Raw genomic sequence first — 25,573 nt, 5'->3', positions numbered from 1 at the left:
CTGATTTACTTTATTTACTTCCTGTAACGTAAATTAAAGTAAATACTTGCAAATATCATGAAAATAGCAATGAGCGATCGCCGTTTCTGGAGGCTACTAAGGAAAACAATTTGTATTGCTATAGTTGCACTGGCTATTGTCGTCAAATTTACACCCCTTAAGTCTAGTTGGAGTACTACATCAGGCTATCACTGGACTAATGTCTCTATCGGAGGAGGTGGTTATGTTACAGGCATTTATTTGCATCCACGAGAGCAAAATTTAGCCTATATCAGAACTGATATGGGTGGCTTTTATCGTTGGAATTCAAAAGACTACAAATGGATTCCGCTAACAGATATATTTAGGTTGCAATACAGCAATTACTACGGGGGAGAAGCCTTAGCACTTGACCCAAATAACCCAGATATTGTATACATAGCAGCAGGTAAATACACTACTAACCGGGGTAGATTAGGAACAATTTTTAAATCGAGCGATCGCGGTCGAACCTGGCATAAGCTGAAAATAAACTTGCCAATGGGCGGCAATGAAACTAAACGTTGGCTAGGAGAGAGGCTAGCCGTTAATCCCTTTAATTCCAATGTTATTTTATTTGGCTCGCGGTTGAATGGGCTATGGAAGTCTTCAAATGGTGGCACAACATGGGGCAAGGTTAGCTCCTTTCCCGAAAAGTCGGAAGCAAATATTGGAATTGCAGGTATTGTATTTAACAAAAATGTGTCTGGACTAGTCTATGCCAATGCCTATGGAAATGGCATATATAAATCCACTGATGCGGGTGTTACCTGGAGCAAAATACCAGGAAGCCCAGCAAAAGTGAATCGAATGGCTCTCGCAAAGGACAAAGTTTTGTATGTAACGCATACGTCAGGTGTCAGCAAATATGCAAACAGTATTTGGAGCAATATCACACCAAGTAACGCGAAAACTACATTTAATGCCATTGCTGTAGATCCAGAAAATCCCAATCACCTTTTAATTGTTTATGACCAGTATGTTTCCACAACAAACGATCGTGTAATATTTCAATCTACTAATGGTGGAGCTACATGGCAACAGAAAAAGCATACCTTGAAACCTCAAGTGCCCTGGTGGCCTAAGTGGTATTTTGCCTCCTCAACCTCAGCTATTGAGTTTGATCCAAAAACTGCTGGACGGTTATGGTTAACAGACTGGTATGGAACATGGCGGACAGATAACATCAACGCTGAGTCATCTGTTTGGTCGAACTATGAAAAAGGACATGAGCAGGTAGTTAGTTTCGCACTAGTCTCGCCTCGAAGTGGCTCTAAATTGTTGAGCGGTGTTGCTGATACGGATGGGTTTGACCACAGCAATGGGTTAGATGTCTACCCATCTACGCAGTTTGGCGGCAAAAATAGTCCTCGATTCCAGGATACCTATGGTCTTGCTTATAGCGAAAGCAATCCTTCACAAATGGTACGTGTCGGTGGTAATCGATGGAACAATACTTATACGGGAGCAACTTCGAAAGATGGCGGACTGACATGGAAAAAATTTTCCTCGTTTCCGAAGAACACAATCCCGTTGCGTGTAGCCATGTCAGCAACAAATTCAAATCTATTTGTCGCAATTATTAATCAAGGACAGCCTATTCGTACAACCAATGGCGGATGTTCTTGGAGCAAAGTAGCAGGATTACCCAAAGGCCCCAAAGGCCCGTGGTACTGGGGTCAACCATTAGTAGCTGACAAATTAGATGGCAACACTTTTTACTATTACAGTGGTGGCAAGTTATACCGTAGTAAGAATGGAGGCGCATCCTTTAGGATTGTAAACTCATTATTGCCTTCAGAAAGTTGGTCTATGCTCAAAACAGTTCCGGGGGTTAATGGCGAAGTCTGGCTCAGTCTTAACTCTCACGGACTTTATCGCTCAACAAATGGCGGTGTGGAATTTGCCCAAATTCCGAAAGTGAAAAAAGCTTATTTATTCGCCCTTGGTAAGGGACGGAAGGGAAGCAAAATTCCTGCACTGTATTTGTATGGGGAAATTGCTGGTATGGGAGAAGGAGTTTTCCGCTCTCTCGACAAAGGAAAAACATGGATAAATATCGCCTTTTTACACCAACCGATGGGCAATGAGCCTAATGTGATGGAGGCTAGCTGGCAGAAATTCGGACTAGTCTTTATTGGCACTAACGGTAGAGGAATCTATTATGGAGCTTCGTAAAAAAATTACTATTGTGTAGTCATTTTATACAACTGATATCAGTTGGAAGAAAACCACGAAGCTAAAAGATTATTAATTTTTGCGTGTTATGTTAATTTTTGTAAAAAAGGTAGTAGTATGCTTTAGCGACATTATTTAATACAATTGAGTTGTTAGTATGAAGGATATTGATATGTAATACATGCATAGTTAAGGCTTTTGAATCACAGCTGAACACCAGCAAAGCTTTTTCAGTACTGGTGTATAAGGGTTTTAAATAGTATTATAGGTAACTTTAATTAAGGTGGTAGAGATATTAGGTAGTGATAGCTATTAGCTTGATACCTTTCTTAATTCATTCATCTAGGAAAGGTAATTTTTTAAACCCTCTGCATACTAGTATTTTACTGCTAGTGTTGTTTTTATTTGGACAGCAAGTCTTCAACCTTTTGATAGCACGCTTAAATCATGAGGCATCTGACCTGGTAACTCATGCTTTATTCGTAGGGCGAGAAGGAGAACGTCTACTCAATGCTGTGATCGATAATCAAGAAAAAGGTTTTATAGAAAATTCCAGTCAGGGACGAACTAATCCTATAGATTATCGTCAGAAGAAGCCTACCTTCCACAAAAGCTTCAACCATCTGTACAATCTCGTACAAGACAACCCGGCTCAAATAAAGCAACTCAATAAAATTAAATATATCTATAACCAGTGGCAAAGGGAGTTGAAGCAAAAAGCGCTTTCTAGTTCTGTAAGGAATTCTGCTTTGACAAAAAGCACTTTATTTAATTCCTTGCACTACGAGATTGAGAAACTCATTCAGCACGAAGAGATACTTTTGAGGGTTCGCAAAAATCGTATACAGCAATTGAATAATATTAACACTGCGATCAACATTTTCAGTACATTAATCATTTTATTAGTAGCAATTTTAAATATCCAGTTGTTGCATTGGCGAGTCAAACTTCCATTAAACAAATTGACACAAGTTTGTAAACTTTGGCAAGCGGGACAAATGGAAGTGCAACTTTCCCATTCTTCTATAGATGAGATCGGGCAACTAGCTGGAGTTCTTAACGCGATCGCTGATAAGACTCGTCACCGTCAACAAAATATTGAGGTGCGTAACCAACAGCTTGAAGACATGATATCTGCACTTTCTCACGACCTACGTATTCCTTTACTCGCCACTCGTAACACTTTAGACTGTATGCTCCGAGGAGCTTTTGGTTCAGTAAATGACACTTGGAAGGAAGTTTTTGAAGAGTACCATGAAGCTAATGAGGATCTGCTTAAACTTGTGGAACTGCTCTTAGATATCTCCCGTTATGAAGCACGCAGCGCTTGTTTAATGTGCGATTGCCTGAATTGGGAAAAGATTTTAATTAAAGTAATTGGTCAGATAAAAGCAACATCTACACGTGAGTTAGCCTTCGTTTGTAAAACTTCTCAATTGCTGCCAACTGTCTATGGTGATGAATTAGAAGTTCAAAGGGTTTTACAAAATTTACTTGATAACGCTGTGCGGGTAAGTAAGCCTAATGGGGAAATTCTGATTGAGATAATGCCTTATAAAGAAGAGCAAGTGCGGATTTCGGTGCGTGATTACGGTTCAGGAATTGCACCGCAAGCTCAGGAAAAGCTGTTCCACCGCTTTATTCAAGGACGAGGGCATCGTGGAAGAAGTGGGCTTGGTCTGTACTTGTGTCGTCAAATTATTGAGGCTCACGGAGGAAACATTGGTGTTGAAAGTTCTCTTGGAGAGGGAAGTACTTTCTGGTTTACTCTCCCAAGTGCCATAAATAAAGTTGATTGCAACGATGAATAGAATATAACCAAATGTAGCAAGAATGATGCCTAATATTGACGAAGATAAAACTGTGCGGGTTCTATTAGTTGATGATCACCCTTTAATCCGCCGAGGGATGAAAGGGCAATTTAGCCTAGAACCTGGTTTTAGTATAGTTGGAGAGGCATTGGACGGTGGAGAAGCTGTTGAATTAGCTAGCCAACTCCAACCAAATGTAGTTTTAATGGATATCGATCTACCAGTTATGGATGGGATTACAGCCACCCAGCAGATAAAAAGTAATTGCTTGACTACTTGTGTTCTAGCCTTAAGTGCCTTCGACGACGATATCCAGGTCATGGGGATGCTTGCAGCTGGTGCTGATGGTTACTGTCTTAAAACCATTGAATGGGAACAGCTGATCGCCGTCATTCAATTGATACTTCAAGGTGGTGCTTATTTAGATCCTTTAATAGCTCAAAAAGTTGCTCGGATGCTTAGGTCAACCGCTGTCGCTCCCGATGTTCCTGTATCTCAGGTAATAGCGCAACCTATTCTCAGTAATCGTGAACGCGAGATTCTTAAACTTATTGCACAAGGGCGCTCAAACCAGCAGATTGCAAACCAACTCTACCTCTCACTTGGAACCGTCAAGTCTTATGTACGTATGGTTCTCAATAAACTTAGCGTTGACGATCGCGTTCAAGCAGCAGCTTTAGCCGTACGCCAAGGGTTGATTTAAGCTTAGAGAAATTTATGTAAACAAGCAGATAATTCTGTAAAAGTGGTAGCCAGTGGTGAGATGTCATTCACTAGTTGTTCTGACCACAAAATGTAAGGCTGAAGTAGTTGATGCTGGAATTGCTCAGGTATGGGCAGACATAGCACCAATACATGAGGTTCAAACAAAGTTATTTCTTCAGGCGTGGGAATACAATAATATGGAAAAACTTCTGCATTTTGTTTTAGGCAATGACTGCTGACGCGCTGAACAGTCATGACATTGCTACCAATAACCATAATTCGGTGTCTTTTCATATATTTAGACTTATCTGCAAATGGGAAATTCCTACTATACAATGGTTTTAGCGATCGTAAAGGAAGTGCGATGGCGTAACCGCCCAGTGTAGCTGATCGTCAGCCTTGAATGGACGCAACAATAAAGCTTTGGGCGAATAAGTTGAGCATAAATCATCAGTTAAGAGCAGAAAGATAGAAAGAATAAAGATTTATTTTTTCCCAGACAGGCTCAAGTCATTAACAGATAAAAAGCATAAGCAATTAAATTGCAATCTGACAAGTCCATAGACTGCCATTATTACCTGACTATAGCAATGACAAGATAAACAAAACTTCTCACTCGCTACTTGAAATATTTTCACTCGACATATCATGTGTTCAACACCAATTCTGTGTGGCAATAATTGTTTTTTATCTTATTTCTGTAGTTGTCAAAGCTCTGATTTTTTTGGTTTTTTATGTGGTGTAGTCAGTCAATCAGCGTTAAAAAAACAAGCTATATAAAGAAATATAAACTTACTAAGTAGCTTATAAATTGGTTATTCTACAGTTTTGAAAAAATAAAACATACGTTTGTTTTATCGTGCCAACTTATCTTATTATGAAATTTAGACTATCTGTACGCTACAGCCAAACGGATAGTTAGCTGGATAATTTTATTCCTCATTAGGATACTGTATAAAAAATAATTTAAGTAGCCATCAGATAGTATTTTATAGCGGTATTTGCGTACGAAAGTATACGTAGGCTTCACTAGGTCTTTACTCAACCTTGTGAATAAACTCTCAATTCGGATCAAATCTTTTATGGTACTTACACATTAAAAAGTTAAGTATCTCAAAAGCCCTGACAGATCAAAGATTTCAGTTTTGTTGCAGGTAATGCTCACTTACCAGCAGCCATAATTCTTTGTGTCGATTAATGCATAACACTGTCAGGAAATTTCCGGTGAGCAGAAAATATGGGCAATGCTCTGAATTCTACTATTTTGCAACTCCAGATGGCGAGCATTAAATTATATGGCAGACCGAGTTAGTTTTCTCGATACTGATTTTGACCGTATGCCTTTATACGAAGCAATTGAACTGTTACTGGTGCAGTTGCTGAAGCGGCAGGGTGGTCGCGTGTATTATGCCAACGCCCACACGATGGTAACTGCTGCCAAAAACCCAGCATTGGCAAAGGCGTTAGAGCAGAGTGATTTGTTGTTGGCAGATGGGAGTGGAGTTCGTTGGGGTAGCGCTTTCTTGGGTACACCATTGGTACATAATCTAAATGGCACTGATTTAGTTCCGGCTTTGTGCAAAGAAGGGGCAACAAAAGGTTTATCAGTATATTTTCTAGGTGGTAAGCCGGGTGTAGCTGAAGAAGCGGCAGCTAACCTCAAGAAAGCATATTCTGGGTTGATAATTGCCGGAACTCAGCACGGCTATTTTGCTGAATCACAAATGCAGCAAGTATTAGAGGCTATTCGGGTAGCCCGCCCCCACCTGCTGTTAGTGGCGATGGGCGTACCCCTACAGGAAATTTGGATTAACCAATACGCTAGCCAATTGCCTAGTATCACTTGTATGGGTGTGGGGGGTCTGTTTGATTTTATGGCTGAACGTGTGGTCCGTGCCCCCTATCCAATTCGCTCTGTTGGCATGGAGTGGCTGTGGCGACTGGCAATGGAACCGAATCGACTTTGGCAGCGCTATCTTCTAGGCAACTTTATCTTTTTACGTTTAGTACTAAGCTACGCGTTTGCTCGACGCCAAAGTGAAGAACAAAGTAGCCAAATCACATTAGCTGCAACAAATAAGTCTGGATTTGAAAACGATTTGAACTTTTAATTCATCAGCAAGACTGATTAAAAGTTGCTTGTAACATTACTCTTTGGGTGATTCATCTAGTCAAAGTAGATTTTATAGATAGTTCAGGCTTAACCGCTTTACTTAAGGGGGTTTCGTCTATACGTTCAAGTACCTGTTGTTCGGTAATTTGCAATTTGCAAGCACCTGTTTGGATGATCTTTGAACTAACTTAGATGGATTCAGTGTTTAAAATTTATGAGAATTAGGATGCCGTCGTAACGATATTGAATGCTTAAACATGAAGTATTGATCGCTACCGTCATTGCAAATATCTTAAAGAACAGATTGATTGGTGACATGTTTACTTGCTTAACCTATTAGAAAATCTCATTACTGCTTTTACAGGTTACTGAAATAAGCAAATATACAGACGATCGAGTTCATAAACTTACCTACTGAAACTGTAATTACTATGTCTAATACTTTTTCTTACCATCGTTTTAATATGCAAGTTCTAGATGATACCCATACTCTTCCTAAAGTTAAAGTTCCAGTTCATCCTTCTGTCATTAGTAAAGCCAAGCGAATGATTGACATCTTGGGTGCTGTTATCGGGCTATCGATTACAGTATTCGTAGCAATTCCTATTGCGATCGCTATTAAGTTAGATAGCCCAGGTTCTATATTTTACAGTCAAATTCGCTGTGGTTTGAATGGGCGTCACTTCCAAATTTGGAAATTCCGTTCGATGTCAGTTGGAGCTGACCAACTTAAGCATCTAGTTAAGAATGAAGCTCAAAGCGATCGGATATTCAAAAATGAGAATGACCCTCGCATTACCTATGTAGGAAGGTTTCTTCGCCGCACTAGCATAGATGAACTTCCTCAGTTTTGGAACGTGCTGCTGGGGGAAATGAGTCTAGTAGGCACCCGCCCTCCCACTCCTAATGAAGTGATACACTACTCAAAGCACCACTGGGAACGGTTGAATGTCAAGCCGGGTATGACTGGTGAATGGCAGGCTCATGGTCGCTCCAGTATTAAAGACTTTGAAGATATTGTTCACATGGACTTAGACTACCAACGTAAGTGGTCTATCGTTTATGATATTAGTCTAATCTTGAAAACTTTAAAAGTTGTGTCAAATAAGAGCGGTGCTTGCTAACGTACAGTTAATAGAAAAACAGTTATAAGTTCACTCAAAAATAAGCTTGCAATAGTTGCTTTAAAATTATGTAGGCAAACGCGAGTGTATCTCGTAGAGAAGCCCGTCATAGACATCGCAGATGAAGTATTGCCTCTGAGATCATGTCCGCTTGATTACTTATCAAACCCGAATCACCCCAAAGAGCCAAAGCTACGCTTTGTCTCCCCTCCCGAAGAGTGGGGAGGGGATTAAGGGGAGCCAGTGCAGTCTTCTTCCAAAGGGAGAGGCTAGCGCCTTTCCTTCCCTACGGGACGCTCTGCGAACGGAACGCTACGCGAGCGCAGAGCGTCTCGTAGAGAAGGGGGTTTCCCCCATGAGCGACTGGCGTGTGGGGTGCAATGACTGTGGGAATCATAACTAATTATGCGGACATGATATGACTCAATTAGAGGATTTAAGAGGTTGTTTGAAAAGTGTTTTCTGTGACTTTAGCCACTTTTAGATCCCCCTTAACTCACCTTAAAAAGGGGCGAACTGGAATCAAATTCCCCCTTTTTAAAGGGGATTCAGAGGGAGCTAAAACTTTTGATAACGACAACAGAACTTTTCAAACATCCTCTAAGCTCGACTTTATTCAAAATTAAGAACTTGGTTCTCCTTATAGAGCAAAAACTGTAGCTTTTTAGCAAAATTTTTTCTATGTCACTGATTCACGGTAAATTTGAAAAAGTAAAACTAAGACCCCATATAGGTTTTAGCATTAGTGATTGCGTTGCAAAAAAAATGGATAAAGTCAAGCTAAGTGAATCGTTATTAGATTTATCGACAGCAGCGGATTTGATCGGCTGGTTCAATAGTGTTAAAGAAAGCTGACCACTTTACTCAACTTCCTCACAATGAATTAACAGCTTTTCGATCGCTTCTGCTAGAGAAATCAATTCTATCCAAGAGGAACCACTAACTAAACTTTGGGCGTGAGCTAATCGGTTTCGCAACTGTTCAGCAGACTTGAGGAAACGTTCGCCAAACCGTTTTGATTTTAGTCCTAGTTGCAGGAGAAGTTCTGGTTGATTTAAAATCAACTCTCGCTTATCACAGAATTGCAGATAATCTAACAAATCGGTGGCTTCGTTTCTTTCCTGACTCTCTCGCCATAGTCGTTGAGCAACTTCTAAGCGCTCAGGTTTAAGGACTTTTTGCCAAGAATCTTGAGGATAGTAAATCCGCACCAGCCGCAGCAAATTCATTTCTAGCAGCGTTACTAAGCCAAACAGTAGCATTCGCACGGGTGCTTTTTGCAAATCACCACAGGTAACAATACCACTTACCTGATTGCAATCTAAGACAAACAATCGCGGAGTTTGTTGCAAAATGGGTAGCAACTTTATCAGTGGAGTAGAAATGGCAATTAGTTCTTTGGGATGAAACACCCGTTGATAGTCGCTACATTTACCTTTTTTGCCTGGGCTTAAACTAGAGCGTTCTACATAACCACTAATAATATCTTCCGTCTCAACGCCGATAACATCAAAATTTTGTGCTTGCATCCAATGCAGCACTTCTTTCGCCTCCGCATCAGCTGGCATAGCTTTCAGGGGTTCTGCCACGTATTCAATGGTGATATTGTTCTCAAATAAACTCCGCAGGTCTTGAGAACGTGATTTTAGGTGTTTCATCCCCCGGCTGTGAACTCACGTTAAATAATCCTACGGTACTCACGCGATCGCCAGTGGAATTTTCTGTTAGATTATCCTTGCATAGGCATCGCTATCCCAACAAATACCATAGAGCAATGTTATACCATCTTAGTTGGTATTATTTTAGTGATGATTTAGACAATTTCAAGTAACAAAATATTTCGCATCTAGAAAAAAATAAATATATATGTAGTTTACTATATGAGATTAATTGATTAATTTGCGATTAAAATGCCGAAAACCCTGACAAAAAATGTTATTACTAAAACGACGTAACGAATTGATAGTTGGTAGAATTTTACCAAGATAACCAAAATTGATAATAATATTATTATGCCAAGAAAAGAACAAGGATGGGTTACATTTCAAACTTCAGAGGACGAGCGGAAGATTTTAGAGGAGTTTTGTGAACAGTCTCAACGCACTAAGACTGAGATTCTGCGGGAACTCGTGCGTAGTCTCACTCAGCATTCCTCAACATCAATATCACCAGCAACTCAGCAGGAACAACAGGAAGATATTGACTACACTCAAAAGCCTAATATAGAAAGTAGTATTCAAAAGAAATCATTAAAAGTTAGCTCTCGCAATATTCTTAAAGGTGTGGTCAAACGAGTTGTTTATGGAGCAGTTAATAGTGAGGTTACTCTGGAGATTATTCACAAAGTAGAATTAACTTCGATTATCACTAGAGCTTCTGCAGAAGAGTTGGAATTATCTGAGGGAAAAGAAGCTTATGCAGTTATTAAATCTAATGATATTGTCATTGCTAGAGAATAGAAATACATTAATTTTGGGCGTTAAATATTAAGAGAATAAACTTTCTTCACTTGAGTATATATAGTTGATGTGCTCGCTTATGTAATCGCTATTTTTGTGTAAATGTAATACAGCGTAGGGTAGCATAGCTGTGCTGACCTACTGAAGTTGACACAGATAACAGATGTACCATCCTACGCTTGCACCACGAAATCTGACGCACTAAGAGTTGGCGCACCAGTCAGAGTTGCAAATAGACCGCCATTGCCAAAACCAGCCGCACTACCATTTTGGTTGTAGAACAACTGCCCACTTACAGCGTCGTAGATAATTTTTGCTGTGCTGGTCGCTACTGAAGAAGGCGTAGCTTGCTTCTCTGTAAGAGTACGCGGACTCGCTACCGTTAACGCTACGCTATCGGTGACGCTAATTATCTACTAGCTATATTTCCGCTGATTAGTTTATATCGCTTTTCCAACTGTTATAATCAGCTTTTTCATAACTTTATGAAAACAATATACATTATCTATACAAAAAACATTCTGTAATAATACCAGTTCAAAAATGTTTGCGACAGATACCCCACCTGCGCTAACACGCACCTTCCCTTTACCAACTACGGTGTACAACACACAAATCTCTTGACCTGCAATAGCATTGTATCAACTGACAATGGCATTGTATCGATTAACAATGCCATTGCATCGATTAACAATGCTATTTTTCTGGTTCCCATGCGCTGTATGAGAATGAGTCAAGCCTTATCAAGCTAGATTTTTAGGACTTGTGTGTAGATCGTAGCCCTTACCAAGAGGAGGGTTGGGGAGGTAGGGCAAATGCATATAAATTACTCTTAACCTTTTTGAATCGCTGCTTGATAGCGACCTAGCGCAATTAAAGGAAAGTATTGTTGATACAGATGATACTTGAGATAAAAATGGCAAGGGAAACCAGTACCTGTAAAGTCTGCCTCAAACCAAGTACCATCGGGCTGTTGAGTTGCCACAAGGTAGTCAATTCCTCGCTCAATCACCTCAAGAACTAATTTACCTGTTGCTTCACCTGCTGCTATCAACCCAATTAAAGCCCAAGCAGTTTGAGATGCAGTACTATTTCCTTTTCCTTTGAGACTGGGATCGTCGTAGCTGCGGCAAGTCTCACCCCAACCACCATCTGGGTTTTGACATTCAACTAACCAAGCTGCTCCCCGTTCTATATTGAGTTTATACCTTTGAGGATCGATTAACGCTAAGGCTGACAAAACGCCACTGGTGCCGTAGATATAATTTACACCCCAACGACCAAACCAACAGCCTTCAGTTTCTTGTTCGTGCAAAAGATAAGTAAGCGATCGCTCCAAATTATCACTATCAATTGACAAATCACAAGCACCCAGCATTTCTACGACTCTAGCCGTAACATCTGCGGTATTTGGATCGATCATCGCTTTTAAATCGCCATAAGGAATCGAGTTGAGCCAATCTTGGTCGTTATCCAAATCAAAAGCAGCCCAACCGCCTGGTTTACATTGCATAGATGCAATCCAGTTTAAGGCACGAGCGATCGCAGCCTGCTTAATTTTTTCATTCGGAAGTTTTGCCAAATGTAGAGCCATCACCACCACCGCCGAGTCGTCTACATCGGGATAAAAGCGATTCTCAAACTCAAAAGCCCAAGCCCCTGGTTTTCCTTGGCGATTTTTAACAGCCCAATCTCCGTAATCTAAAATTTGTTTTTGCAACAACCATTCTCCAGCCTTTACTACAGCTGGATGATCTGGTGCAAAGCCAGATTCTACTAAAGCACGCATCGCCCAAGCTGTATCCCAGACGGGTGAAACACAAGGTTGAACTCGGTAGCTATCTTCTGTTTCAATGGCAAAGTTATCAATTGCTTGCAAACCACGTTCTACAATGGGGTCATTTGGGTCATAATCCAGACACCGCAAAGCCAGCATTGAATTCAACATCGCCGGAATAATGCCGCCCCAGTCGCCTGTAGCTTCTTGGCGCTCTAAAATCCACTTTTCGGCAGCTTTGATGCCTTCTTGACGAAAGGGTACTAAATTCAGGCTTTCTGCCAACTTGAACCCCCGATCGAGGGTAAGAAATAAATCTGTCCAATCGCCACTTTGGGGTAATTCCCACCGGACTCGATCAACACCTTCAGCGTATAGCTCATCTAAGTTGATAGTTGGGTTGGTGATAAAAACAGGTTTGCGATCGCATACAATCAGTAATGGTACTGTGCTGGAACGTGCCCAGCTAGACATCTCGTAGATATTCACAGGGAAAGCTTTTGGCAAAAGCATTACCCAAGCTGGTAGCGAGGGAATACCGCGCCAGTTGTAGCAGCCAATCAAGGCTAGGTGTAACTTGGTAAAAATCCGAGTTTTGCTGATCCCACCCCGTTGCAGAATAAAAGCTTGCGCTCGAATCATCGCCGGATCGGTTGCTGGTACACCTAGCAATCTTAGCGCCATATAGGCTTCAACCGAGGTGCTAAGTTCTCCGCCATCACCATAATAAAGTTCCCAGCCGCCATGCTGCCGTTGCTTTTGACGCAAATATGCTTCAACTTTGTGTAAAGGTCTGGTTTGGTCTGTTCCCCAAATTTTATGCAGAAGGACAACTTCAGCAGTGATGGTGACATTAGATTCTAACTCTGCCCACCAGTAACCTACCGGATTTTGAATCGAAAGCAGATATTCTTGACTAGTTGCGATCGCATCTGCGACTTGATTGACTTTTACTCTGTCTTGTGTTTGCATGAAAAACTATTTAACCTCAACACCCAACACTAGATATGAACACGGTACTATAGCGAAAAAACTTTTTTTCATCTATCAATAGACATAGTATTCTGTCTAAGTCACTGATAATTTGCAATAGGTCATGGATGTAATTGTATTAGGATTTATGCTCTTATCCTTGACAATTTGGTTGGGATTACTGAGTTTTTGGGGACAGTTTTGGCAGACAGACCAGCAATTAGAGTTTACAGAAACTCAGCTAGAATCGTTACCTGTGGTTTGTGCTGTCGTTCCAGCCCGTAACGAAGCCCAATTGCTACCAACTACACTGCGATCGCTCCTACTTCAAGATTACCCTGGTTCTTTCAACGTGTTTTTGGTAGACGATCGCAGCACAGACCGGACAGCAAATTTTGCTGAAGGGGTTGCCCACGCTGTCGGGAAACCCCAACAATTGCATATTATCTCAGGTGAATCACTGCCTCCCGGTTGGTCGGGTAAACTTTGGGCAGTTGAGCAAGGCATAAAGAGCGCGAGTTTATTCGCGCCTGACTATTTTTTGCTGACTGACGCAGATATCGAACACGATCCTGCTAATCTCCGCCGACTCGTGAAGAAAGCTATACAGGAAGATTTAGACTTGGTTTCGGTAATGGTGCGACTCAGGTGTGAGAGCTTTTGGGAAAAACTTTTGATTCCAGCTTTCGTCTTTTTCTTCCAAAAACTCTATCCTTTTCGCTGGGTGAATAATCCTAACAATCCCACAGCTGCTGCCGCAGGGGGATCTATTTTGATTCGTAGAGAAGCTTTAGAGCGAATCGGGGGTATTCATGTGATTCGCCAAGCCTTAATTGACGATTGTGCCTTGGCTCAGGCTGTTAAGAGAGGGACTGGGGAACTCGGGGTCCCCTCTGGGGATAAGGGGCAATGGGGACTGGGGACTGGGGACAAGGAAACAAGGAGACAACTTGCAACAAGTCTTTCCTCTCTTCTCCAATCCCAAATACCCAATCCCAAATACTCAATCCCCAGTCAAGGTCGTATCTGGCTGGGATTAAGTAGCTTGACTCGTAGTTTGCGTCCTTATGATTCGCTAGCGACGATTTGGGATATGGTTGCTCGTACTGCTTATACCCAACTGAATTATTCACCATTAATACTATTGGGAACTTTGGTGGGAATGCCTCTGATTTATTTAACTCCACCTGTATGTGTGATTCTGGGTATAGTCTGGAGCAATTGGGTGATCGCATTTACAGGTTTATTAGGATGGCTGTTAATGACTTTCGCTTACTACCCGACAATTCGCTTTTATAAATGTTCTGTCTGGTTTGCGTTGAGCTTACCTGCGATCGCTTTTCTCTATACCCTGATGACTCTAGACTCAGCACTACGTCACTGGCAAGGTCGTGGCGGTGCTTGGAAAGGAAGAGTTTATCACAGCCCGGATAATTTCTAATTGAAATAGAATTATGATTTGGCATTGTCAGGGGTTGCGATAGTAGGGACCTTCGACTATCTGCCCATCAGGAAAGAGGGTTTCCAAGAACAAAGCACCTCTACTACTGGGAAAAACCATACCGGGTTGTTCCCAGGGAACACCAAGAACTTTGGCTCCTCTTAAATTGGTATTAGTCAGGATAGTCCAATCCAAATTAATCCCAGCAAACTCAACATTAGTCAAATCAGCACTGTCCAAAACAGCCCCCGAAAAATCAGCATTGGTCAGATTAGCGCCATCCAAGGAGGAGCAAGCCAAATTAGCACATCTCAGGTTAGCGCTGGTCAAGTTGGCATTAGACAAACTTGCCCATCCAAAATAGACACCTCGCAAATTGGCGTAACTCAAATTGGCACGCATCAACCTAGCATTTTCAAGATTGACACCGATCAAGTCAGCCCCTTCCAAGTTAGCATCCTCCAGAAAAATATATGCCAAATTAGCTTCTCTCAAACTGGTTCTAGCCAAATTAGCTCCCCTCAAGTTGGCTTTACTCAAATTAGCTCTAACCAAGTTAGCTCTTTCCAAGTCAACCCCACTAAAATCTCTCTCCCCAGCAGCATATCGCTGGAGCAACTCCTCAGCAGTTATCCTCATCTATACACCTCCGCGATAAATTCTGGAATGAACTATATTTGGATTCCAGTAACATTAACATCTCTTAAGTTTACTAAATTCCCTATTACTCTGGGAGCAAAATTAGACTTGATCTGATATCTACGGGTATTGTCCTTGACTTATCAATACTTGTCGAGAAAGCACCCGATTGGCAACATTAAATTGAAGTAACCTTGCAGTCCCTTGACCAATCTGAGTTTTTCCTTCTATTCTGGCATTTTCAAGATAAAAATGTTCATCCCAGACCAGGCGGCAGGGATTAAACAATGGGACAATTTCTTGAGTAAATTGGTCTATAGTAGCGAAATCAGAGCCTTTATAGTAGCGAAATTAGAGCCTTTATGACGGTTACAGGATAAACATGAAAGTGCCAAATTCTCAGAAGTAGTTTCACCCCCATGTTTGACGGCAATAATATGGTCTACTTCATGGGTATAAATAGAAAAATTTTGATGGATTTGGCAATATTCACAGCGTCCTGAAGCTCTCTGCGTCACTAACCTACGGAGTTCCACAGAAATCGAATTAGAAGTCATCTTAGCTGATTGCAGAATAAGCTCGTGCTTTTAATAAAATCATCAAATGTTCTAGCTGCTCGTAAACATCTAATTCTGCAAATTCCATTTGACTGAGTGTTGCAGAACGATTTTTTTCCAGTAATTCTTGTAAGTGTGTTTGAGATTAAAATGAAACTTTAAAATTAATAATTTATTCTGGTTTTGGGCCCTTAATTAAAAAATCAATAACTTCTTGGTAAACTGCTGGAATATTTTTAATCTCAGGATTAATTGTTGGCTGAATATTTGTTGGTAGATTAACAACGTCTAGTAATCGCCAAAGCAATTCGGGTAAGCGATTTTGCAGAGGTTCTAAACGTTGAGCTAGTTCATCGGGAATTTGAATAGTGAATTCTGCCATTGGTGCTTTTGTTGCGATTTTGCACTTTTAAGAATATGTGTTGTATCCTAATTATAGCTTTCAAACCTACTTCTGCATCAGATGCTATTGCCTCAATTAGGGCATCACACCCCAATACTTAGCGGCAGATAGATTTTTTTAGATCGCCCGCTTTATATTCGTCATTGATTTGTCCTTCTCAAATACAGTGGCGAAATATTAGGCACGAAAGCTAAAATTAAAGTAAGCCGAAAGTGGTTGATTAAAAGAATTATGACAACCGCAACACCAACAAATAATCCTGTTATTGTCCCCAAAAAGCTGCCTTTTCTGGAGTCAATTTGTTGGCAAACTGCTGATGTATATCGGTTTACTTCAGAACAAATGTTGAGTCGCTACGAGCGTGGTTGGCAATATCGCAACCTATTTAATAATCTTGAAGGTGAAGAACTCAATTTTCTTCAAGAACTCGCCAGACGCTATAAATCCTGGTTGCAAGTTTGTTTATGACCTTCAGGTTTGAACACCATAATCAAATTCTTACAGTTCTTGAATGCTTGGATTCTGACATACTGAGAAAGGGTTCTGCTTACTTCGGTGGCGGAACCCTTTTGGCATTTGAGTTTAAAGAATATCGCTGGAGTCAAAATGTTGATTTTATCGCTTCTGTTGGTACAGAAGGCTACAAATATCTGCGGACAGTAGTATTTGAGGGTGGGCATGAAGCATTATTCCGGGATTTAAGTAAAATCCAAGTTGGACGTAGCACAACTGACCAATATGGAATTCGGATGATCGTTTTTGTAGATGATGTGCCCATTAAAACGGAAATTATTGCCGAAACTCGTTTTCAACTAGACCCACCAAGATATCCAAAGTGGTCAGTCGTTCCCTGCTTAAGCTTCAATGACTGTTTTACCTCTAAGTTGCTGTCAAATTCTGACCGTTACGCCGATGACAGCGTTGAGGCAAGAGATTTAATCGATTTAGCAATTCTTCGGCTGCAATCTCCAATCCCTCAAGCATCAATTAAGAAAGCTGAAGAAGCATATCAGGTTATGCGCCCTTTAAAAAGAGCGATCGCACTATTTCAGGAAAGGCCAGATTACAGGGAGAAATGCTTTCTCGGTCTGCAAGTTGATCAAGCTCAGATACCCAAAATTATCGACGGTATTGATTTACTCTCTACAGATTTAGGTTTATCTAACACTCCAAGGGTTTTTCAAGAACAACATGATATCTTTGCTGATTTAGAAGCACAAATTAAAAAACGAGAAGATTCTTAAACAAATAGTGATCGCCCCATGCCCCATGCCCCTAAATCCTTGAGGCTGTTTGTTTAGTACTGGCGGGTTCAATAGGCAATGGTTGAGCAGCTTTCAATACCACATCCAGCAACCCTGGAAACAGCATCTCTAAATCTTCACGCCGCAGGATGTTAATGTGCTGTGTCCCTTCTTTACGTGTGAAGACTATCCCCGACTCCCGCAAAATCTTGAAGTGGTTGGACATAGTTGATTTTGCGATCGCAAAATCAAACTTCGCACAGCATTGTTCCCCCTCAGTCGCCAACAGCCGCACAATCTCTAGCCGCACCGGATCGCCCAACGCATACAACACGCCTGGTAAAGAAATATTTTTTCTATCTGGATGATAAAGGAATCTCATAGTTGCATTATCTCATCAGGTGGCATATATTTTTATTATTCGATATTATCGAATTATAGAATTAAGTAGGAAGGCAATTTATGTCATCCATTACAAACGTCACAGAAGCCACATTCAAGCAAGAAGTCTTGGAAAGTGAAATTCCGGTATTAGTGGACTTTTGGGCACCGTGGTGCGGCCCTTGCCGGATGGTGGGCCCAGTCGTCGATGAAGTTGCTGCTGAATACGAAGGACAGGTGAAATTTGTGAAGTTGAACACAGATCAAAATCCTACTGTCGCTAGCCACTATGGAATTCGCAGCATTCCGACATTGATGGTTTTTAAAGGAGGTCGCCAGGTCGATACTGTCGTTGGGGCGGTTCCAAAAACTACCTTGAATAAGACCTTAGCACAGCATCTTTAATCTAGGTACGATTGTGAGATGCATTTAGTTTGCAGCCTTCTCTAGTCAAGGGAGGCAGGAGTCAAAATATATAAGACTCCTGACTCCTGAATTATGTTTCAACTAACGGGGAAAGAGCGAAATGGACTTGAAATTGCATGGTAAATCCGCCCTGGTGAGTGGCTCAACCGCAGGTATTGGAATGGCCGTCGCCCAAGGGTTAGCTCAAGAGGGTGCATCAGTTATTGTTAACGGTCGATCTGAAGAACGAGTAGCTCAAGCGATCGCCAAAATTAAGTATTCTACACCCGATGCGAAAATTTCTGGTGTTGTTGCTGACGCTGGCACTGCATCAGGGGTAGAGAAACTCATTCAAGAGGTTCCTGACGTTGATATACTCATAAACAATGTGGGTATTTATGAGCCAAAAACGTTCTTCGATATTACTGATGAAGACTGGTTAAAGATATTTGAGGTTAACGTCCTCAGTGGAGTCCGTTTGAGTCGGCAATATCTGCAAAAGCAGCTAGAGCAAAACTGGGGGCGGATAATTTTTATCTCCAGCGAATCTGCTATTCAAATTCCCGTAGAAATGATTCACTACGGCACAACTAAAACGGCACAACTTGCCATTGCCAGAGGTCTAGCAGAAATGACTATTGGGACTGGAGTCACGGTAAACTCAGTCCTACCAGGGCCAACCCGCTCAGAAGGAGTTGAAGATTTTATCAACAACCTGGCGCAGGAACGCGGTATTACTCGCGCTGAAGTTGAGGCTGAATTTTTTCAAAATGTGCGTCCAAGTTCCCTAATTAAACGCTTTGCAACTAATGAAGAAGTAGCAGCGATCGTAGTTTATCTTTCTAGTCCCGTAGCATCGGCAACTAATGGTGCAGCTTTGCGGGTAGATGGTGGCGTTATTCGGTCGATTGTTTAGTATTTGAACCACAACTGCATAATCTATTTACCTGAAAATAGCTATTTTGTATTTTGAATTTTGAATTGGAGCGAAGCGACATGACTACTGATATCAACTTATTCTCTCCTTACCAATTAGGAAATCTGGAACTACCTAACCGGATAGTGATGGCACCCTTAACCCGAAACAGGGCAGGTGAGGGAAACGTACCACACCAACTGAATGCTACCTACTACGTCCAACGTGCTTCCGCCGGATTGATTATTGCTGAAGCAACACAGGTAACTCCTGAAGGACAGGGCTATCCTGCGACACCAGGAATTCATTCACCAGAACAGGTGGAGGGATGGAAGTTAGTAACCGATGCCGTACATCAGCACGGAGGCAGAATTTTTCTGCAACTATGGCATGTAGGCAGGATTTCTCACCCTGATTTACAACCGAATGGAGTTTTACCTGTGGCAGCTTCTGCCATTGCTCCTAAAGGTAATGCTGCAACTTATGAGGGGCCAAAACCCTTTGTTACTCCCCGTGCTTTAGAAACTTCGGAAATACCGCAGATAGTCGAACAGTACCGTCAAGGAGCAGCAAATGCCTTAGCAGCTGGGTTTGATGGGGTGGAAATTCACGCAGCTAATGGTTATTTAATAGATCAGTTTCTCCGGGATGGTACGAATCAACGTACAGATAAATATGGGGGTGCCATTGAAAATCGGACTCGATTCCTGTTGGAGGTGACAGAGGCGGTAACTAGTGTGTGGGATTCTAACCGAGTTGGGGTACGTTTATCTCCCAGTGGGACTTTTAACGATATGCATGACTCCAATCCCCTGGAGACATTCGGTTATGCGGCTCAAGCGTTGAACCAGTTTAATTTGGCATATCTGCATATTTTTGAGGCAATAGAGGCAGACATTAGACATGGCGGGATAATTGTACCCACTAGTCATCTACGCGATCGCTTTACAGGTACACTCATGGTCAATGGTGGTTATACTCGTGAAAAAGGCGATGCAGTACTGGCAAATAAAGCAGCAGATTTAGTTGCCTTTGGCACATTATTTATATCAAATCCCGATTTACCCCGACGCTTGGCTTTGAATGCACCACTAAATCAACCAAATCAAGCAAGCTTTTACGGTGGTGATGAAAAGGGATATACAGACTATCCATTTTGGTCGCCTGCTAATGAGCCAGTAGCTAAGGCGTAATTCTTTTCCTCTGAATAATTAAAGCCCACTTTCGGCACTTTAAAGTATCAAATCAAACTGAGAAGTTTGAGATTTTTCCAAGATACAACAAAATGGTTGTGTAAATTGGTTGTGAACTATGAAAGATACTTTAGAAGAAGCGGAAATCAAAGAACACGTTAACGATTGGCTAGCTGCGTTTAGTGCAGGCGACAAACCCTTTGATTTTTCTGTCCTAGACAATCTTTACTGGCAAGATGAACAATTGCTCGCCTTCGATACCCTCTCGCCGCAAACCACTCGAATTCAAGGATGGCAATCATATCAGGAAATATGGAAGCCCTTCATGACAGCAATAACCCAGTGGCAAGTTAAATTAGTTGGGGATATTCAAATTTTCACAAGTGATAACATTACCGTCTCTGCTTTGATTTTTCATAGTACAGCAATCACCATAGGAAATGAGGCGGTTGGAATTACGGCTCATGCGACGCTTGTATGGCAAAAGTGAGAGGGACAATGGCGCATTATCCACGAGCATATCTCTAACCCGGTTAACATTGGCAATTAAAGAGGAACATATTACATTGCTCTGCTCTTTAAGGCTCTTAATCACTTCAGGTATAAAATCTGAAACCCTCGTATAACTCAACTATCAGGAGAATCTGATGAATTCCATCACTCAAACCCAACCTTTAGATGTACCCAGTGCGATCGCTAAACGTCGTGCCATCAAAACTTTTAAAACAGACCCCATCGCCCCAGAACTACTTAAGCAACTGGTGGAGTTAACCGTGGCTGCACCCAGCAGCTATAATATCCAGGACTGGCAAATTATTCTTGTGCAAGATGAAGCACAAAAGGCAGCATTGTCAGCGGCATCTTTTAATCAACAGCAAATTGTCCAAGCACCTGTAACCTTTGTCTTTGGCGCTGATCCTTACGCAGGCGAACAAAACTTGGCCCCAATTCTAGAGCGGGGACTCGAAACTGGGGCATGGAATGAAGGCACAGTAAACTACTTTAAAACCGTCATCCCGCAATCTCAAGCAGCGCTGGGCGACAAGCGACGCGAATATGCGATCAAAGATGCCATGATTGCCGCTACCCATTTGGTGTTAGCGGCAGAAAGTCTGGGATTATCCACATGTTTTATGAACGGTTGGATTGAGGATCAGGTAAAGCAAGTGATTGGTGCTGGGGATAATCCAGATTTAGCGATCGCTGTTTTAGTTCCTGTGGGTTATGCAGCCGAACCACGCTTAAATCCAGGTCGTTTGCCATTCTCCTCCAACGTCTCTGTAGACAGAATTGGTAATGCTTATGCAGGGTAGTTCTCTCTAAATTGGGAATCGGAGCATTGAACACTTGTACTGAGTTTATGGTGAGCGCAGTTGAACTGCGACCTGTGTCGAGCGACTTGTACTGAGCGTAGTCGAAGTAAGCCGAGGTAAGCCGAAGTATTGGGCATTGGGCATGAGTCATTAATACTCGCTGACGAGTCTTTGATACTCGTGAATGAGTCTTTGATACTTGCCGACGAGTCTTTGAACTCCGTGAATGAGTCTTTGATACTCGCCGACGAGTCTTTGAACTCCGTGAATGAGTCTTTGATACTCGCCGACGAGTCTTTGAACTCCGTGAATGAGTCTTTAATACTCGCCGACGAGTCTTTGAACTCCGTTAATGAGTCTTTGATACTCGCCGACGAGTATTTGAACTCCGTGAATGAGTCTTTGATACTCGCCGACGAGTCTTTGAACTCCGTGAATGAGTCTTTAATACTCGCCGACAAGTCTTTGAACTCCACTCCTCTGCTCCCCTGCTCCCCCGGTTACTGAGCGTAGTCGAAGTATGCTCCCCCACTCTCCCCCTCCAAACCATGTCCTTACCTTCCTTCCTAGCGCGTCGTTCGTTCCACTATGGCTGGATCGTCGCGGGTTTAACATTCCTAGCCTTGCTGGTGGCAGCCGGAATCCGCTCTGCTCCTGGAGTTTTTATAGTGCCTCTCGAACACGAGTTTGGCTGGAGTAGAGCAACTATATCTTTGGCAATCTCCATAAACTTAGTACTCTACGGATTAATTGGCCCTTTTGCTGCCACAGTTATGGAGCGAATCGGCATTCGTCGGATGATGGTATTCTCACTTGTGATCATTGCGCTTGGTGTCGGTTTAACCACTTTGATGTCAGCTTCCTGGCAGCTAGTCTTGCTATGGGGTGTAGTTGTCGGTAGTGGTAGCGGAGTTATCGCCCTAGTTTTAGGTGCTATTGTCGTCAATCGCTGGTTTTTGGAAAAGCGGGGTCTAGTTCTGGGCATCTTAACTGCCAGTACAGCCACGGGACAACTAGTGTTTCTGCCCATGCTGGCCTCAGTAGCCGATCGCTTTGGGTGGCGAACTGCGGCTCTAGCTCTGACTGGTGCAGCACTTCTAATTATTCCAGCGATCGCAGTCTTTATGCGCGATCGTCCGGCGGATGTCGGTTTGCGACCTTTTGGCGACAACAGCGAAACTGTGGAAGTGTTACAGCCCAAAGTCAATTCCATCGCCTCCACTCTTAACGCCCTCTGGCTGGGAATGCGTAATCGAGACTTCTGGCTGTTATTTGGTAGCTTTTTTATCTGTGGTGCAAGCACAAATGGGTTAATTGGAACTCATCTAATTCCTGCTTGTATTGACCACAATATACCTGAAGTCAAGGCTGCTGGGCTTTTGGCAATCATGGGACTATTCGATTTTTTTGGAACTACTATGTCCGGTTGGCTATCTGACCGTTGGAACAATCGCTACTTATTGTGTTGGTACTACGGACTTCGGGGTTTATCTTTGATTTTCTTGCCCTTCAGTTTTAACTTTTCCTTCTATGGACTTTCCATTTTCGCCGTCTTCTATGGACTTGATTGGATTGCTACCGTACCACCGACAGTCCGTCTTGTTGCCAATGTCTTCGGTAAAGAAAATGTCGGCGTGATGTTCGGTTGGATTGTCGCAGGACACCAGCTTGGTGCAGCCACAGCAGCATTCGGAGCCGGAGTATTGAGAACTTGGACGGGTAGTTATTTACAAGCGTTTATTTTATCAGGCGTTCTCTGTCTGATTGCCGCAGTTTGTGTACTGCAAATTGGTCAAACTCCCACTAAGGATAATTATCTCGTAGAGAAGAATTTGTAGAGTGTGCGTAAGTCCTAATAACTTGCTTGTTAAGCTTATCCGTGGTTTGATATAGTACGGCATCTACATTGACTTGTCGTAGTTCGTTAACGACTCAATACCTGAATTAACTTGTCAGCCGCGAAATAAATATAAAACTTTCCATGCCTATCCAAACTATTGGTATTTTAAGTCCGGGTGATATGGGACAAGCGATCGCAGCTGTTCTCAATCAAAATGGATTGAAAACTATTGCCGCCCTAGACGATCGCAGCGAACGAACTCGGCAATTAGCAGCCGCAGTCAACATCCAAGATGTGGGTTCCCTCAGACAATTGGTAATTGAATCTGATCTAGTGCTATCAGTTCTAGTCCCCGCAGCGGCTACCCAAGTAGCGAAGCAAGTAGCTGAGGCGAGCGGCAATGTTGGTAAATCCATTCTCTATGTTGACTGTAATGCGATCGCACCCCAAAAAGTTATAAATATCGCCCAACTCATTGAATCAGCTGGGGGAACATTTGTAGATGCATCAATTATTGGCCCACCGCCGCGAGTTCCCAATCGTACCCGCATTTACACTTCAGGAAAACAGGCAAATCAACTCCTACAACTGCGAGATCATGGCTTAGATGTGCGGGTGATTGGTGATGAAATTGGTCAGGCTTCCGGGTTGAAAATGTCTTACGCAGCTCTGACAAAAGGGCTTACAGCAATCGGCACAGAATTACTAATTGCAGCCCATCGTTTAGGTTTGGATAAAGAACTATGGGATGAAGTATCTAGTAGTCAAAAAGAACTTGCTAGCATCTTAACCCGTTCCATTCCATCGATGACACCAAAAGCGCATCGTTGGATAGGAGAAATGGAAGAGATTGCAGAAACCTTTAAAGAGTTGGGTTTAACTGAGCGCATTTTTGACGGAGCAGCTGATGTTTACCGTTTGGTAAAAGACACCTCCTTGGGTAAAGAAACACCAGAAGAGTCTAATCGCGATCGCCCCTTGGATGAAATCATTACAATCCTCTCCAATGAAGCAAGCTCTGACACCTAATCTTGAGTATTTTATCGATGGGGTAAAAAGCGAGAATCTATGACTCAAGAGCAATGGACTGCGGTTGATCGTTACTTTACCGATCTGCTTGTGCCGCCAGACCCCGCGCTAGATAAAGCGCTCCAGACTAGCGCCGCCGCCGGATTACCGCTGCACAATGTTTCACCAAACCAAGGCAAGCTGCTGCTGCTGTTGGCGCAAATCCAAGGAGCGCGAAGCATCCTGGAGATTGGTACACTGGGCGGCTACAGTACAATCTGGCTAGCGCGGGCGTTACCCAGCGACGGCCGTCTAATCACGTTGGAGGCAAACCCAAAGCACGCCGAAGTTGCTCGTGCCAATATCGCCCATGCTGGTCTGTCCGATATTGTTGACCTCCGGCTTGGACAGGCACTCTCTACGCTGCCACAGATTGCCGCCGAGAATCACGGGCCATTTGACCTGATCTTCATCGACGCTGACAAGCCAAACAATCCCGAATACTTCGCGTGGGCGCTCAAACTTTCCCGTCACGGTAGCCTGATCATCGCTGATAATGTTGTGCGTAACGGAGCAGTGATTGATTCTGCCAGCAACGATCCTAGCGTTCAGGGGGTGCGCCGCTTCAACGAACTGCTTGCTTCTGAGCCGCGCGTCAGTGCTACGGCAATCCAGACCGTGGGTAGCAAAGGATACGACGGCTTTGCAATTGCGATCGTCATCTAAATAGCTTTCATTGGCGGTCGAATCTACACTTGATATTAATCTCTTCAGCTTGGGCTGCTAAGTACACAGTATCGATTGCCGCCTCTACAAGCACCTTGCTAGCAAATCCTCCTGGGAATAACCTACAGAGACGCTTTGCGAACGCAAAGCGTTCCGTTCGCGCAGCGTCTCTTAGAGAAGGAAAGGCGTTAGCCTCTCCCTTTGGGAGAAGGAGAGACACCAAGGGCGATAGCAGCGTAAAGCCTTCTCTAAGAGCATCCGTGAGAGGTTAAGATAATTGCATTTTTGTCAATCAGTTAAAATACTTAAAATAGCTTTAATAAAAATGATAATCGTGGGCGGGGGAGGGG

The 25,573-nt window shown here is 42.6% G+C and carries 27 protein-coding genes; 20 read left to right on the top strand and 7 right to left on the bottom strand.

Going from position 1 to position 25,573, the window contains the following annotated elements:
* The first annotated feature begins 57 nt into the window (after positions 1-57).
* The 3 genes from V7K60_RS21490 (at position 58) to V7K60_RS21480 (ending at position 4,710) form a co-directional block, all read left to right on the top strand.
* Positions 58-2,196, top strand: a complete 2,139-nt coding sequence (locus V7K60_RS21490; protein ID WP_334928158.1) for a WD40/YVTN/BNR-like repeat-containing protein — start codon at positions 58-60, stop codon at positions 2,194-2,196.
* 392 nt (positions 2,197-2,588) lie between these two features.
* Entirely contained in the window at positions 2,589-4,007 is a 1,419-nt protein-coding gene (locus V7K60_RS21485; protein WP_334928156.1) for a HAMP domain-containing sensor histidine kinase, read from the top strand.
* A 22-nt stretch (positions 4,008-4,029) separates the two neighbouring features.
* Positions 4,030-4,710 (top strand): response regulator transcription factor, encoded by a 681-nt coding sequence (locus V7K60_RS21480; protein WP_334928154.1) that lies wholly within the window; start codon positions 4,030-4,032, stop codon positions 4,708-4,710.
* A gap of 2 nt (positions 4,711-4,712) precedes the next feature.
* Here the strand turns inward: V7K60_RS21480 and V7K60_RS21475 are convergent, their stop codons facing one another.
* Positions 4,713-5,006 carry a hypothetical protein gene (locus V7K60_RS21475; RefSeq protein ID WP_292778151.1) on the bottom strand — a complete coding sequence of 98 codons (294 nt, stop codon included), beginning with the start codon at positions 5,004-5,006 and terminating at the stop codon, positions 4,713-4,715.
* A 1,001-nt stretch (positions 5,007-6,007) separates the two neighbouring features.
* Between V7K60_RS21475 and V7K60_RS21470 the strand changes: the two genes are divergently transcribed.
* The 4 genes from V7K60_RS21470 to V7K60_RS21460 all read left to right on the top strand — a co-directional run bounded on the left by V7K60_RS21470 (position 6,008) and on the right by V7K60_RS21460 (position 8,804).
* Positions 6,008-6,823, top strand: coding sequence for a WecB/TagA/CpsF family glycosyltransferase (locus tag V7K60_RS21470; RefSeq protein ID WP_334928152.1), 816 nt, complete (start codon positions 6,008-6,010; stop codon positions 6,821-6,823).
* 47 nt (positions 6,824-6,870) lie between these two features.
* Complete coding sequence (locus V7K60_RS35365) at positions 6,871-7,017, top strand: STAS domain-containing protein (protein WP_442944443.1); 147 nt, start codon at positions 6,871-6,873, stop codon at positions 7,015-7,017.
* Positions 7,018-7,289: 272 nt separating this feature from the next.
* On the top strand, positions 7,290-7,949 hold the full coding sequence (locus V7K60_RS21465) for a sugar transferase (protein WP_334928183.1): 660 nt from the start codon (positions 7,290-7,292) through the stop codon (positions 7,947-7,949).
* A 681-nt stretch (positions 7,950-8,630) separates the two neighbouring features.
* Positions 8,631-8,804 carry a hypothetical protein gene (locus tag V7K60_RS21460; RefSeq protein ID WP_334928150.1) on the top strand — a complete coding sequence of 58 codons (174 nt, stop codon included), beginning with the start codon at positions 8,631-8,633 and terminating at the stop codon, positions 8,802-8,804.
* A gap of 5 nt (positions 8,805-8,809) precedes the next feature.
* Here V7K60_RS21460 and V7K60_RS21455 read toward each other — a convergent pair whose 3' ends face one another.
* Complete coding sequence (locus V7K60_RS21455; protein ID WP_334928148.1) at positions 8,810-9,607, bottom strand: hypothetical protein; 798 nt, start codon at positions 9,605-9,607, stop codon at positions 8,810-8,812.
* Positions 9,608-9,961: 354 nt separating this feature from the next.
* Between V7K60_RS21455 and V7K60_RS21450 the strand changes: the two genes are divergently transcribed.
* On the top strand, positions 9,962-10,408 hold the full coding sequence (locus V7K60_RS21450; protein WP_334928146.1) for a TOBE domain-containing protein: 447 nt from the start codon (positions 9,962-9,964) through the stop codon (positions 10,406-10,408).
* Positions 10,409-11,240: 832 nt separating this feature from the next.
* Here the strand turns inward: V7K60_RS21450 and shc are convergent.
* Complete coding sequence (gene shc, locus V7K60_RS21445; protein ID WP_334928144.1) at positions 11,241-13,157, bottom strand: squalene--hopene cyclase; 1,917 nt, start codon at positions 13,155-13,157, stop codon at positions 11,241-11,243.
* Positions 13,158-13,281: 124 nt separating this feature from the next.
* Between shc and V7K60_RS21440 the strand changes: the two genes are divergently transcribed.
* On the top strand, positions 13,282-14,598 hold the full coding sequence (locus tag V7K60_RS21440; protein WP_334928142.1) for a glycosyltransferase: 1,317 nt from the start codon (positions 13,282-13,284) through the stop codon (positions 14,596-14,598).
* 27 nt (positions 14,599-14,625) lie between these two features.
* Here V7K60_RS21440 and V7K60_RS21435 read toward each other — a convergent pair whose 3' ends face one another.
* From V7K60_RS21435 to V7K60_RS21425, 3 genes are all read right to left on the bottom strand, one after another.
* Entirely contained in the window at positions 14,626-15,237 is a 612-nt protein-coding gene (locus V7K60_RS21435; RefSeq protein ID WP_334928140.1) for a pentapeptide repeat-containing protein, read from the bottom strand.
* A 314-nt stretch (positions 15,238-15,551) separates the two neighbouring features.
* The gene (locus tag V7K60_RS21430; RefSeq protein WP_334928138.1) at positions 15,552-15,794 is read right to left on the bottom strand and encodes an HNH endonuclease; all 243 of its coding nucleotides are present in this window, start codon (positions 15,792-15,794) and stop codon (positions 15,552-15,554) included.
* A 172-nt stretch (positions 15,795-15,966) separates the two neighbouring features.
* Positions 15,967-16,176 carry a hypothetical protein gene (locus V7K60_RS21425; RefSeq protein WP_334928136.1) on the bottom strand — a complete coding sequence of 70 codons (210 nt, stop codon included), beginning with the start codon at positions 16,174-16,176 and terminating at the stop codon, positions 15,967-15,969.
* Positions 16,177-16,428: 252 nt separating this feature from the next.
* Between V7K60_RS21425 and V7K60_RS21420 the strand changes: the two genes are divergently transcribed.
* Positions 16,429-16,665 (top strand): hypothetical protein, encoded by a 237-nt coding sequence (locus V7K60_RS21420; RefSeq protein ID WP_334928134.1) that lies wholly within the window; start codon positions 16,429-16,431, stop codon positions 16,663-16,665.
* Complete coding sequence (locus tag V7K60_RS21415; RefSeq protein WP_334928132.1) at positions 16,662-17,441, top strand: nucleotidyl transferase AbiEii/AbiGii toxin family protein; 780 nt, start codon at positions 16,662-16,664, stop codon at positions 17,439-17,441. Before V7K60_RS21420 ends, V7K60_RS21415 begins: the two co-directional genes overlap by 4 nt.
* Before the next feature lie 31 nt (positions 17,442-17,472).
* Here V7K60_RS21415 and V7K60_RS21410 read toward each other — a convergent pair whose 3' ends face one another.
* Complete coding sequence (locus V7K60_RS21410) at positions 17,473-17,823, bottom strand: ArsR/SmtB family transcription factor (RefSeq protein ID WP_334928130.1); 351 nt, start codon at positions 17,821-17,823, stop codon at positions 17,473-17,475.
* Between the two features lie 80 nt (positions 17,824-17,903).
* Between V7K60_RS21410 and trxA the strand changes: the two genes are divergently transcribed.
* The 9 genes from trxA to V7K60_RS21365 all read left to right on the top strand — a co-directional run bounded on the left by trxA (position 17,904) and on the right by V7K60_RS21365 (position 25,223).
* Positions 17,904-18,227, top strand: coding sequence for a thioredoxin (gene trxA / locus V7K60_RS21405; protein WP_012412473.1), 324 nt, complete (start codon positions 17,904-17,906; stop codon positions 18,225-18,227).
* 121 nt (positions 18,228-18,348) lie between these two features.
* The gene (locus V7K60_RS21400; protein ID WP_334928128.1) at positions 18,349-19,143 is read left to right on the top strand and encodes an SDR family NAD(P)-dependent oxidoreductase; all 795 of its coding nucleotides are present in this window, start codon (positions 18,349-18,351) and stop codon (positions 19,141-19,143) included.
* A gap of 80 nt (positions 19,144-19,223) precedes the next feature.
* A complete protein-coding gene (locus V7K60_RS21395; RefSeq protein ID WP_334928126.1) occupies positions 19,224-20,336 on the top strand; it encodes an alkene reductase in 1,113 nt (370 codons plus the stop codon).
* A 118-nt stretch (positions 20,337-20,454) separates the two neighbouring features.
* Positions 20,455-20,826 carry a YybH family protein gene (locus V7K60_RS21390; protein ID WP_334928124.1) on the top strand — a complete coding sequence of 124 codons (372 nt, stop codon included), beginning with the start codon at positions 20,455-20,457 and terminating at the stop codon, positions 20,824-20,826.
* Positions 20,827-20,983: 157 nt separating this feature from the next.
* The gene (locus V7K60_RS21385) at positions 20,984-21,649 is read left to right on the top strand and encodes a nitroreductase family protein (RefSeq protein ID WP_334928122.1); all 666 of its coding nucleotides are present in this window, start codon (positions 20,984-20,986) and stop codon (positions 21,647-21,649) included.
* A 129-nt stretch (positions 21,650-21,778) separates the two neighbouring features.
* On the top strand, positions 21,779-22,156 hold the full coding sequence (locus V7K60_RS21380) for a hypothetical protein (protein ID WP_334928120.1): 378 nt from the start codon (positions 21,779-21,781) through the stop codon (positions 22,154-22,156).
* Between the two features lie 41 nt (positions 22,157-22,197).
* Positions 22,198-23,487: an MFS transporter gene (locus tag V7K60_RS21375; RefSeq protein ID WP_334928119.1), complete on the top strand. Its 1,290-nt coding sequence runs from the start codon at positions 22,198-22,200 to the stop codon at positions 23,485-23,487.
* A 143-nt stretch (positions 23,488-23,630) separates the two neighbouring features.
* A complete protein-coding gene (locus V7K60_RS21370) occupies positions 23,631-24,518 on the top strand; it encodes an NAD(P)-dependent oxidoreductase (protein WP_334928117.1) in 888 nt (295 codons plus the stop codon).
* A gap of 39 nt (positions 24,519-24,557) precedes the next feature.
* Positions 24,558-25,223, top strand: a complete 666-nt coding sequence (locus V7K60_RS21365) for an O-methyltransferase (protein WP_334928115.1) — start codon at positions 24,558-24,560, stop codon at positions 25,221-25,223.
* Positions 25,224-25,573 lie beyond the last annotated feature (350 nt).

It is taken from the genome of Nostoc sp., from assembly GCF_036917555.1.
Classification (GTDB): domain Bacteria; phylum Cyanobacteriota; class Cyanobacteriia; order Cyanobacteriales; family Nostocaceae; genus Nostoc.
Note: the sequence above shows the minus strand (reverse complement) of the source record. Positions and strands in the feature narration are given on the sequence as shown.